The sequence below is a fragment of the uncultured Brachyspira sp. genome (assembly GCF_944390595.1).
Taxonomy (GTDB): Bacteria; Spirochaetota; Brachyspiria; order Brachyspirales; family Brachyspiraceae; genus Brachyspira.
Map to the genome: position 1 here is coordinate 1 of NZ_CALXRN010000140.1, position 12,447 is coordinate 12,447.

Sequence of the window (12,447 nt, forward strand, 5' to 3'; positions counted from 1 at the left end):
CCTAAATCTATAAATGGACTTTCAATAGCTTTTGAACCTAATGCTATTGATAATGATGCTGATTATATTAATTCTGATAATTACAAATCAGCTAATGGAAGATTCAATTATTATATATCAAGAAACGGAGAATCATATTTATCCATAGATACTTTTAATGTTGATTATTACACAGAACCTAAAAGAACCGGAGAAGTGTATATATCAGGCATATATAATTCAACCGTTAATAAAGATACTAGACTTTTTACTTTATGTATTCCAATTAAACCTGATAATAACTTTATAGGTGTTATATATGTTGATATTTTTGCAGACTCTATCACTTCATTATTAAATGATAACCAGTTATTTAAAGGTACAACAATTGAATTATATGATCAGCATGGAAATGTAGTATATGATAGTTATGATGCTGAACATATTTCAAAAAATATTTATGAAGTATATCCTCATTATAAACAATATAATGTTTTTGAAAATATGCAGTCTGGTAAATTTTTAATAATGGAATTTTATGGAGAAGAAGCTCACATAAATTATACCTATGCTTTTTCTTCTATAGATATAGTTAATGGCGTACATTGGGGATTAGCTATTTCAACTCCTAAAAATGAAATATTAAATGCCTCAAATATTATGAGAATTGTATTAATCATAATATTAATTGTAATTATTATATTGCTTTGCTTACTTATTCCATTTATTATAAGCGGCAAGGTATCTAATATAATAAGTGCTTTATCAAAAGATATTGTTGCTCTATCCGACGGAGATTTAACTAGAGAAATACCTGCCAATTTTAATTAAGAGAAGAGATGAATGGGGAGATATAGCTAGAGGCTGGGATAAAGCAATGAATAATTTTAATAAAGTAATCAATACTGTTAAAAATTCAGCAGAACAAGTTTCTACAGCAGCAAATGAAGTTCTAATAGGAAATAATGATTTATCACAGAGAACAGAATCACAAGCATCTAGTTTAGAAGAAACAGCAGCATCTATGAATCAAATGGCTAGTGCTGTAAAAGAATCGGCAGAAAATGTTGCTACAAGTACTGTTATGGTTTCAGAAGCCAAAGAATATTTAAATAAAGCAGGAGAAGTGGTAGAAGATAGTGTAAGTAAAATGGATGCTGTTTATGATGCTAGTAATAAAATTATGGATATCACTAAATTAATAGAAAATATAGCTTTTCAAACAAATATACTTGCTTTAAATGCTTCTGTTGAGGCAGCACGTGCCGGAGATCAAGGCAGAGGATTTGCTGTTGTAGCTAGCGAAGTAAGAAACTTAGCACAAAATACACAAGAGTCGGTAAAAAATATTACTTCATTAATTATTGATAGTAATGAAAAAATTAATTTAGCTGCTAAAAGTGTAAAAGAGTCAAAAGATATATTCATTGAAATATCAGAAAAAATGGATACAGCTTCTAATTTAATGGAAAAAATAAATATAGCAGCTCAGGAACAGGAAAAAGGTATAGAGCAGATTAATACAGCTATTAATAACATGGATGCTTCATTACAAAAAAATGCTTCTTTAGTGTCAGAAGCTACATCAGCATCTGAATCATTATTAAATGAAGCCAATGAGTTGATTAAATCTATAGAGTATTTTCAATTGAAAAATTAATTTTTATAATTTATTTTTTCTTATTATACTTTTTGTTTAGAACTCTTGATGCACAATCTAAACTGTAGTCAGCAAAATCCTGCTTATCTTTCATGTAATAAGCAAGACCTCCAACCATAGCAGCATTGTCTGTTGTATATTTTAATGCAGGTAAATAGCATTCAAAATCTTTAGAATTTCCAAATCTTTCACGCAAATAACTATTGCATGCCACTCCTCCTGAAAGTGTAACTCTTTTAATTCCTGTTTTCTCAACATATTTTAAAGTCTTTATATATAATGGTTCTATAGCACTTATTTGAAATGCTGCTGCTATATTTTCATTTGTAGCTTCGTATCCATTTTTTAAATACTTTTTTGTTGAATATACGCATGCAGTTTTAAGTCCGCTATATGAAAAATTAAATTCATCCATCCCATTTAAAAGCACTATAGGATACTTTATAGCGTCTTTATCACCATCTTTTGCCATTTTATCTATTATAGGTCCGCCAGGATATCCTAAATTTAAAAACTTAGCCACCTTATCATAAGCCTCGCCCACAGCATCATCTAATGTAGTACCTACAACTTTGTATTCCCCATGATCATAAACTTCAGTTATTATAGTATGGCCTCCTGATACAACCAATGCTATATATGGAAATTCTATTTTATTTGTAAGATGAGGTGAATATATATGCGCCGCTATATGATCTAATGCTATTAAAGGTTTATTTAATGAAAATGCCAAAGATTTTGCAGCACATACGCCTACAAGTAATGAACCTAAAAGTCCAGGCCTATTAGTTACAGCAAATAAATCTATATCATCCAAAGTAAGATTAGAATCATTTAATGCTTTATCTATTACAAAAATAATAGCCTCTAAATGTTTTCTTGCTGCTATTTCCGGAACAACTCCTTGAAAATCTTTATGAGCATCTATTGATGAGCTTAATACAGATGATAAAACATTATCTCCATTTTCTACTATTGCCGCTGATGTATCATCGCATGAAGTATCTATAGCTAATATTTTCATTATTTTCTCCAGTTATAATTATTGTATTAAATAAACATTAAAATTATTACAAAAATGTTTATACAAATATATATTTTTTTAAGATATTTGTAAATAGTTTAAAGAGAGATTAAATAATATATGCAGGATAATAATAAGATATTTGACTATATTAGTGAAAACGATAATATAAAGAGAATAAAAATATCCCACTCTATAAGAGGCGTATCTCAAAATTTTGGAGAACTTCCAGAAATGGATTTAGAAATAGACCTTGATAAAGAATATAAAGACTATAAAAATGAAAAAGACAATGAATTAGATAATGTTATAAAAAAATTGAATAATATATTATTATCAAAATTAAAAGAAAAAAATATTACCGCAAAAGACAATATAGTATTATATGCAATAGCACCAAACAGCATATTAGTATCCATTGCTTATATATTAGAAAAACATCAGTACCATTTCAATTTTCTTCCTAAACCTAAAGATTCTGTATCTTGGGGATTCAAAGATATTGAAATAGATGAGCCTGAATTAAAAAGTTTTATAGATAGTAAATCAAATGTTTTAAGAATAGATAATATAGATCATCCAATAGGAATAATACTTTCCGGAAAATCAAATATAGATAATATAGATCAAGTTTATAAAGATGATAAAAATTTAATAATAAATAAAGGATTCGATTATTCCTACAGCAATATAATAACTATAACTCATCAATTAATATTAGAAGAACATTCTCATAAAAGTTTGCTTAATAAACACTGCTATTATTTATTCACAAAAAAATAGATGAAATATTTGAAGATATTTTAAAATACAAAAACTTAAAAGAAGTTCATATACTAAGTTCAATACCATCAAATGGGCTTTTATATCTTGGAAAGAAAATGGCAAGCTATGAATATGATCATTTAAATTTTTATATTTATAATTACAGTAAAGATAATGACAGATATGAACTTGGTACTATATTAAATACCAATTTATTAGAAGGATGTTAATAACAGGCTCAAATATACAGCCTGTTATTATCATTTATTTAATTTATTATTTGCTTTTTAATTCTTCTAAATATCCGGAAGATTCTAGTTTTTGTTTAAACTCTTCTTCAGAAAGAATATTATTAATACCTATAACTTTTATTCCTTTCTTTTCTGCATATTTAAAATTGTCAACAAAAGTCATAGGACAAAAAATTAAATCATAATCTTCTGTTTCACCTATACTTAAATCGGAATGATCTATTTTTAAATTTTCTATTCCTAATTTTATCAAAGACATTTGAGCCTTTTCTTTCATCATTAAACTAGTGCCTGTTCCATTAGCACAAACAATTAATACTTTCAACATTATTATTACTCCAATTTAATTATTATTTATTCATCAATTCATGAACATGTTTTACTATATCAAAACCAGCATTCAAAGCCTTAGCTATTGAACCGCCTGATTTATATAATATATCGCCAGCAATATAAAGATTTTCAACAGAGCTTTCATGATTATCTTTTACTATAGGAACACCATGCTCATCAAGATTTATATCGCATCTTTTTAGAAAATCAACAGGGGCAACTCCTCCTAAAGCATATATTACTCTATCATAAGTATCTTCTGTACCGTCTGTATAATGTACTAATACTTTTCCTCCTTTATCTTCTATAGATGTAATATCAATACCTAATTTAGCTTTTACTTTTCCGCTTGCAATATCTTCTTTTATAGTCTCAAGATTTTTTTCATTAGGTCTTGTAAACTCAGATTTTCTATAATTAATAGTTACATCATTGTCTTTTCCTAGCAAGTAAGCATATTCAACAGCAGAGTTTCCTCCTCCTACAACCAAAACCTTCTCATTCTCTTTACATTTATAAATATTAAAATTTACAACATTATTCAAACTTGCAGGTATAGCATAATCAGGTTTATTAGGTCTTCCCATTTTACCTATAGAAGCCACTACATATTTAGAAATATATGTTTTATTGTCTGCTGTATTTACTTCCAAATATTCACCATTCTTTTTAATAGATTCTACTTCTGTATTGAACATAGCTTCTATATAGTTTCCGAATAAACATTGACTGAATAAATCTAAAACATCGCCTTTAGTAGCTGTTTCAAATTTAATATTTCCTCTTAAGTCTAAGCTTTCTCCTTTATAATCTTTATCTACTCTTTTATCATCTTTATAAAATTTTCTTATAGTAGTAGAGTGATTATCTCCTTTTTCTATTAAAAGAACTTTTTTCATTTCTAATATAGCAGCCTCAACAGCAGATGCAATGCCTCCTGGACCTCCGCCTACTATAATTAAATCATATTTATTATCCATAATTTTTCCTCCCTTTTTATAAAGTATACAATTATATTGTATAAAAAATCAATAATATTGTAAGAAAAATACTATATTAAAAAATTGAAAATTATAAATTAAACATCTAAATTCTTAACATATCTAGCATTAGATTCAATAAAATCACGTCTAGGCTTAACTTCATCACCCATAAGCATAGAAAATAATTGATCTGCTTTTTCTGCATCTTCTGTTAATACTTGATACATAAGTCTGGTTTCCGGATTCATAGTAGTTTCCCATAATTGATCTGCATTCATTTCACCAAGACCTTTATATCTTTGTATATCGTATTTTCTATCTTTATTTTCTGCTAGTATTTTATCTCTTTGTTCATCAGTATATGCATACACAAAGTTTTTCTTATCAAAACTTATCTTATATAGAGGCGGAACAGCTATAAATATATGTCCCAAATCTATTAAAGGACGCATATATCTAAAGAAGAATGTCAAAAGCAAAGTTCTTATATGAGATCCGTCAATATCAGCATCAGCCATTATTATGACTCTTCCGTATCTTATTTTAGATATATCAAATGAAGCTCCTACTCCGCATCCTAATGCTGCAATAATAGGCTTTAAACTTTCATTATCTATAATTTTATCAAGTCTAGCCTTTTCAACATTCAAAACCTTACCTCTAAGCGGTAAAATAGCTTGGAAATGTCTGTCTCTTCCGCCTTTAGCAGTACCGCCTGCAGAGTCTCCCTCTACAAGATATACTTCGCATTTATCAACTTCCTGCTCTGAACAGTCAGCTAATTTTCCAGGTAAAGAATCGCTTTCCAAAGCATTTTTTCTTCTGGCTAAATCTCTAGCCTTTCTAGCAGCTTCTCTAGCCTGTGCCGCAGATATTATTTTTTCTAATATAGCTTTTATAACCTTAGGGTTTTGTGAGAAATAATCATTTAATCCTTCTACTACTAACTTTTCTGTAACAGCACGAACTTCTGTATTACCTAATTTAGTTTTTGTCTGTCCTTCAAATTGAGGATTAGGAATTTTTACGGATACTACAGCAACTAAACCTTCTCTTGTATCTTCACCCATAAATGTTATTTTATTTTTTTTATCTAATTCAAGTTTTTTAGCAAAATCAGTATAAACTCTAGTTAAAGCAGTTCTAAATCCTACTAAATGAGTACCGCCTTCTGTTGTATTAATGTTATTACAATATGTGAATATATTTTCATTATAAGCATCAACATACTGCATAGCCACTTCTACATCTGTTTTATCTTCATTTTTATGTAGGTATATAGGCTTATCATGCAATGCTTTTTTATTTTCATTGAGGTGAGTAATAAACATTTCAATACCGCCCTCATAATAAAATTCATTGCTTACAACTTCTGATTCTCTTTCATCTATAAGAGTAATTCTTATACCTCTATTTAAGAAAGCTAATTCTCTAAGCCTGTTAGCTAATATTTTATAATCATATACTGTTGTTTCAAATATTTCATCATCTGCTTTAAATGTTACTGTAGTTCCTGTTTTTTTGCTTGTTCCTACTTCTTTTACAGGCTCTTCTGGAACTCCTCTATGATAAATTTGTCTGTATAATTTACCATCTTTATTAACTTCAGCTATCAATTCTGTACTTAAAGCATTAACTACTGATACACCAACACCATGCAAACCGCCTGATACTTTATATGTTTCATTATCGAATTTACCGCCGGCATGCAGTTTAGTCATAACAACTTCCAAAGCTGATATTTTCAACTTCGGGTGCATATCAACCGGTATTCCTCTTCCGTCATCTTCTACTTGTATTATATTTCCTTTTTTTATAGTAACAGTTATATTCTTACAATATCCTGCCATAGCTTCGTCTATACTATTATCTACAACCTCATACACTAAGTGATGCAAACCTTGAGCACCTGTAGAACCGATGTACATACCCGGACGCTTTCTAACAGGGTCTAATCCTTCTAAAACTTGAATATTCTTCGAGCTATATGTTTTTTCTGCAGCAGCCATATTTGTAATTTTCCTCTTAAATTTTAATGTATTTATTATACAATGAATAAAGCAATATTACAAATTTAAATTACAGTATTTTTTTATTAAAATGTTAGTATATTCTAATTTTTTAATAAAAAGCGATATTTCTTGTGTTAAATGTATTATAAAATACATATTATTTTCACATTTTATTTAGAAAACAATATATTAAAAATATCCTTAATATATTATCAGATAATATTTATTACACAATATTATTATATTATAAATTTTCAACAGCTACTTTTATACAATTGTCTTCTTTTTTCTCAAATATCTCATAACCTTTTAATATATCATCCAATCTTACCCTATGAGTAATAAGCAAATCTGTATTTATTTTACCTTCAGATATTAACTTCAAAATTCTATCACTATGAACAGCATCTACTCCGCCTGTTTTGAATATTAAATTTTTTCCATACATTATATTTAAAGGAAGTGATTGAGGCTTTTCATACATAGCAACCAATGCTACTACAGAATTAGGCCTTGCTATCTTCCATGCTAATTCAAATGTATTTTCTCCTCCTGCTGCTTCTATAGTGCCGTCAGAAAGTCTGCCATTATTTATATCTCTTATATATTCTTCTATATTACTAACTTTATTAGGATTTATAAAAAAGTCCGCTAATTTATTTTCTTTTGCAATATTTAATCTATCCTCATTTATATCAATAGCTATTATTTTTTTAGCTCCAAAAACTCTTGCACTCATCATAGCACAAAGCCCCACAGATCCTGAACCTATAACTGTAACAATATCATTATTTTTTATTTCGCAAAGCTCAGCACCGAAATATCCGCTTGCTAAAATATCACCCACAAATAATGCATTATCATAAGTTACATTTTCCGGAAGTATATTCAATGACATATCAGCATAAGGTACTCTTACATACTCAGCCTGACATCCATTAATACGGCATCCTATTTCCCATCCGCCTTTTTCACAATTATTAATAAATCCATTTTTGCAATAATAGCATTCTCCGCAGAAAGTGATGCAGTTTCCTGATACTCTATCGCCTTTCTTTAATTTCTTAACTTCGCTTCCTATTTCTGCAATCTCTCCTATAAATTCATGTCCAAGTACAATATTTTCTTTTGCTCTTGGTACTGCTCCGTTTATTATATGAAAATCGCTTGTACATATACTAGATAATGTAACTTTTACTATTGCATCTTTACTATCTGTTATTTTTGGATTTTCTATTTCTTTTAATTCTATTTTTTTATTTCCTAAATATACTAAACCTTTCATTTTTATTCCTAATTTTATAATTTTGATGTTTTAATAATTTAATGATATACTCTTATAAAAGTTTTACAAGGATTTTTTATGCAGAATATAATGCCTCCAATATGGTTTGTAAACAGCAGTTCCTATAATAAAATATTCAGCAATTATTTTAATAAACTTTCAAGTAATGACAAAGAAGAATATAAAAAACTTTTTGAAGAGCCTATAATATTTAAAGGTTTTTATGATAGTAATTTAATAACTAATAATATATTTTTAAATAACAAAAAACAAAAATATTCTTTGGATAAACTTCAAAAAGATTTTAATAAAGGTAAAAAAATAGACTTTTTATTTTTCTACGGGCATACTTCTGATAAAAAAGAAATTACTAAATCATCATTAAGTCAATGGTATATTAAAGATTTTAAAGAGAATGATTTAACATTTAATTGTATGGAAAAGTATATGATGTATAACAAGGCATTATTATTTGATGATAAAGATATAGCTCAGGAAATTTTAAAGAATAATCAGCCGAAAGCTATAAAAGAACTTGGAAGAAAAGTTAAAAATTTCAATGATGGGATATGGGATAAAATGAAATATAAAATAGTATTTAAAGGCAATTATTATAAATTCTCACAAAACATAGAATTAAGAACTTTTTTATTAAACACAAAAAATAAAGTATTAGCTGAGGCTAGCCCTTATGATAAAGTATGGGGAATAAAGATGAAATATGATGATGAAAATATAGAAAATCCATTCTGCTGGAAAGGAGAAAATTTATTAGGTTTCGCTTTAATGGAAGCAAGAGATGAAATAAAAAGAGTATATAAAAATTATGATATAATAGATTGGCAGATTTTTTATACTAAATATAATTTGAATTGATTTAATCTTTAAGATAAAACAGGAGCAGATATCAAATGAATTTAGAAAATAAATTAAAATCCTCAATACTTGGACTTGCTGTTGGTGATGCTGTAGGCGTGCCTTATGAGTTTATACCAAGAACAAAAATGAAATCAAAACCAGCTCATAATATGATAGGAAACGGCACTCACAATAAAGATGCTGGAACATGGTCCGATGATACTAGTTTAACATTATGTCTCCTTGACAGCATTCATAATAAAAATATAGATTACAATAATATTATGGATAAATTTGTATTATGGTATGATAAAGGATTTTATACTGCAGACGGAATTACATTTGATATAGGAATAACAACAAGTGATGCTGTAAATAATTATAAAAATGGCAAATCTCCTTTAAAATCAGGATTAACAGATGAATACAGCAACGGTAATGGTTCTCTTATGAGAATATTGCCTATGGCATTTTATATAAAAAAATATTTCAATAGCCAATTATTTGAAAATAATGAAATTATAAATATCATATACAATGTTTCTTCATTGACTCATGGACATAAAAGAAGTTTAATAGCATGTGTTATATATACCGCAATAGCTTTAAATTTAATAAATAATATGAATATTGAAGAAGCTATTAATAAAGCAGTAAAAGATTCTTATAATTATTATAAAAATGAAAAAGAAATTAATCATTACAGCAGAATATTTGACCCAGATTTTCAAAACACAAATGAAGAAAAAATAGAAAGCGGAGGATATGTTGTGCATACATTAGAAGCTTCTATATGGGTATTATTAAATACTTCAAATTATAAAGATGCTGTATTAAAAGCTGTAAATTTAGGTTATGATACTGATACAACTGCTGCTGTTGTCGGAGGACTTGCAGGATTATATTATGGTATAGATAGTATTCCAAATGAATGGATAAATACTCTAATTAATAAAGAGCTTATAATTTCAATTTGCAATAATTTTTTGAATTAATTAGTATGAGAATTGTATGACAAAAAATAATTTTTCTATTTTGTATAAGTTTCTAATAATTATAATTGGAACTTTCGCTGTATTTCTTGGACTTTTTTACAATAATAATAATTTTCAATTTGATATAGAAACTTTGTATTACTTTACCTATCAAAGCAATATACTTGTAATAATTTATTTTTTAATAGATATAATTAATATCATAAAGAATAAAAAAACATTTTATCCAAGATTTAAGGGTGCTGTTACAATGTCAATAACTGTTACATTTTTGGTATATCATTTCCTATTAAGCCCTACATCAGGAGATTTAAATGGATTAGATTATGTAAGAAATTTAATGGTTCATTATATAGCACCTATTATGACGATTTTAGACTATATTATATTTGACATTAAGGGAATTTATAAAATAATAGATCCTCTTCTTTGGCTTTTGATACCGATTATATATTTTGCTTTTATATTAATAAAGGCAAAAATAGGAAAACCTTTTTCAGATGGAAGTTATTATCCTTATTTTTTTGTAGATATAGATAAATACGGATTAAAAATTGTAATTAGAAATGTATTTTTCATTACATTATTTTTTACAGTATTAGGATATATAGAATATTTTATAGATAAATTACTAATAAAATTAGGAAAAAATAAAACATAAAAATTATTATTTTAATACTACAAGTTTAAAAATTTAAATTAAAAAATCTAGTATGTATTAATAACATACTAGATTTAAAATAAAAATAATTTGTAAATGACGTTAATTTTAATTTAAGATTTCAATTTAAAATAATCTATAGCTTTAATTAATTCCTTAGATTCATTTAATAAAGACTCAGATGCAGAAGTCGCTTCTGTAACTAATGTTGCATTCTTCTGTAATGAAGCATCCATATTGCTTATAGCCACATTAACTTGTTCTATACCTTTTTCATGCTGCTGAGATGCCACATTTATTTTATCCATTATACTTGATACTATCCATTTTTTCAGAGATTTCAATAAATATATCCTTGGATTCCTGTACACTTTTAGCAGCTAAATGTATTTTTTCATTACTATCTGTTATTAATGATGTAATACTTTTAACAGATTCCTGAGTATTCTGTGCTAAGTTTCTTACCTCAGAAGCAACAACAGCAAATCCCCTTCCTTGTTCTCCTGCACGTGCCGCCTCAACAGAAGCATTCAAAGCAAGTATATTAGTTTGAAAAGCAATGTCTTCTATAAGTTTTGTAATATCCATTATCTTTTTACTCGACTCATAAACATCATTCATCTTATTAACACTATCTTCAACAATAGTACCAGCTTTATCTAAATACGATTTAGCATCAGAAACCATAGAAGTGCTTTGAGAAACTCCGTCTGCAGATTCTTTTATAGCACTAGCCATTTCATTCATAGAAGCAGCTGTTTCCTCTAAACTTGATGCCTGGGACTCTGTTCTGACTGATAAATCATTATTGCCTAATAAAACTTCATTTGCAGCATTAGATACCATTTCAGCTGAATTTCTTACTGTATTAATAATATTATTAAAATTATTCATAGCTCTTCCCCATCCGCGTGCAATGTCTCCCCATTCATCTTTTCTATTTCTGAATCCTTTAGGTATCTCTATAGTTAAATCTCCATCTGCCATACCTAATATATCTTTAGAAAGCAATATTATTATTTTTGATACTCTATTTCTAATAATAATAGGAGTCATTATAGAAGCTACAATCAATATTATAATTAACACGGTAATTACAATGTTTCTTAATATATAGCTATCTTTAAATAGTATATCATTAGGAACCAATATTTTTAAAATCCAGTATTTTCCTTTCATTACTTCTATAGGAGCAAATATATATGTTACATTTTTTTTCAATTCCTGACTATATGCCTGAAGCATTGCATTATTTCCTGATTTAAGACTATCTAAGATATTATAATCTTTATAATAAGGATAAACATCATAAACATTCTTAAATATATTAGATTCATTTTGACCATCATAAATAGTAGCTCCTCCGTCATCATAAAGAGCAATCTCTGTACCTTCAAAAGGTTTAACATCTTTCAACAATACGCTTATAGAATCAACAAAAATATCTGCTAAAATAACACCTATAAATTTATTGTTATCATCCTTTATTGGAATACACCATGTGAATAGGATTGCCCCCTCAGTAACATCGGATTCATATATTCTTGTCATATAATTATCACCTGTTCTTTTAGGCTCAGTATAATAATCCAAATTATAACTATTATCAGGAAGATAAGAAACTCCATTCTTTGATACATA

Annotated in this window: 9 protein-coding genes and 2 pseudogenes; 5 read left to right on the forward strand and 6 right to left on the reverse strand. The window is 27.5% G+C overall.

Annotated elements, in window-relative coordinates:
* Positions 1-1,639, forward strand: a pseudogene (locus Q0J90_RS08325) (methyl-accepting chemotaxis protein); the annotation flags it as partial.
* A gap of 10 nt (positions 1,640-1,649) precedes the next feature.
* On the opposite strand, the gene tsaD reads toward Q0J90_RS08325, so the two are convergent.
* Complete coding sequence (gene tsaD, locus Q0J90_RS08330; RefSeq protein ID WP_297277462.1) at positions 1,650-2,663, reverse strand: tRNA (adenosine(37)-N6)-threonylcarbamoyltransferase complex transferase subunit TsaD; 1,014 nt, start codon at positions 2,661-2,663, stop codon at positions 1,650-1,652.
* 120 nt (positions 2,664-2,783) lie between these two features.
* Between tsaD and Q0J90_RS08335 the strand changes: the two genes are divergently transcribed.
* Entirely contained in the window at positions 2,784-3,446 is a 663-nt protein-coding gene (locus tag Q0J90_RS08335) for an SAVED domain-containing protein (protein ID WP_297277463.1), read from the forward strand.
* Positions 3,447-3,704: 258 nt separating this feature from the next.
* Here Q0J90_RS08335 and Q0J90_RS08340 read toward each other — a convergent pair whose 3' ends face one another.
* From Q0J90_RS08340 to Q0J90_RS08355, 4 genes are all read right to left on the reverse strand, one after another.
* Entirely contained in the window at positions 3,705-4,007 is a 303-nt protein-coding gene (locus Q0J90_RS08340; protein ID WP_297277464.1) for a PTS sugar transporter subunit IIB, read from the reverse strand.
* A gap of 22 nt (positions 4,008-4,029) precedes the next feature.
* Entirely contained in the window at positions 4,030-4,992 is a 963-nt protein-coding gene (locus Q0J90_RS08345) for an NAD(P)-binding domain-containing protein (protein WP_297277465.1), read from the reverse strand.
* 98 nt (positions 4,993-5,090) lie between these two features.
* A complete protein-coding gene (gene gyrB / locus Q0J90_RS08350; protein ID WP_297277466.1) occupies positions 5,091-7,004 on the reverse strand; it encodes a DNA topoisomerase (ATP-hydrolyzing) subunit B in 1,914 nt (637 codons plus the stop codon).
* A 247-nt stretch (positions 7,005-7,251) separates the two neighbouring features.
* Positions 7,252-8,292 carry an alcohol dehydrogenase gene (locus Q0J90_RS08355; RefSeq protein ID WP_297277467.1) on the reverse strand — a complete coding sequence of 347 codons (1,041 nt, stop codon included), beginning with the start codon at positions 8,290-8,292 and terminating at the stop codon, positions 7,252-7,254.
* A 78-nt stretch (positions 8,293-8,370) separates the two neighbouring features.
* Here Q0J90_RS08355 and Q0J90_RS08360 point away from each other — a divergent pair, with 78 nt between their 5' ends.
* From Q0J90_RS08360 to Q0J90_RS08370, 3 genes are read left to right on the forward strand one after another with little or no spacing between them, the layout of a single operon-like run.
* Positions 8,371-9,168, forward strand: a complete 798-nt coding sequence (locus Q0J90_RS08360; protein WP_297277468.1) for an NADAR family protein — start codon at positions 8,371-8,373, stop codon at positions 9,166-9,168.
* A gap of 35 nt (positions 9,169-9,203) precedes the next feature.
* Positions 9,204-10,145 (forward strand): ADP-ribosylglycohydrolase family protein, encoded by a 942-nt coding sequence (locus tag Q0J90_RS08365; RefSeq protein ID WP_297277469.1) that lies wholly within the window; start codon positions 9,204-9,206, stop codon positions 10,143-10,145.
* Between the two features lie 16 nt (positions 10,146-10,161).
* Positions 10,162-10,806 (forward strand): Pr6Pr family membrane protein, encoded by a 645-nt coding sequence (locus tag Q0J90_RS08370; protein ID WP_297277470.1) that lies wholly within the window; start codon positions 10,162-10,164, stop codon positions 10,804-10,806.
* A gap of 113 nt (positions 10,807-10,919) precedes the next feature.
* On the opposite strand, the pseudogene Q0J90_RS08375 reads toward Q0J90_RS08370, so the two are convergent.
* Positions 10,920-12,447: pseudogene (locus Q0J90_RS08375) on the reverse strand (methyl-accepting chemotaxis protein); the annotation flags it as partial.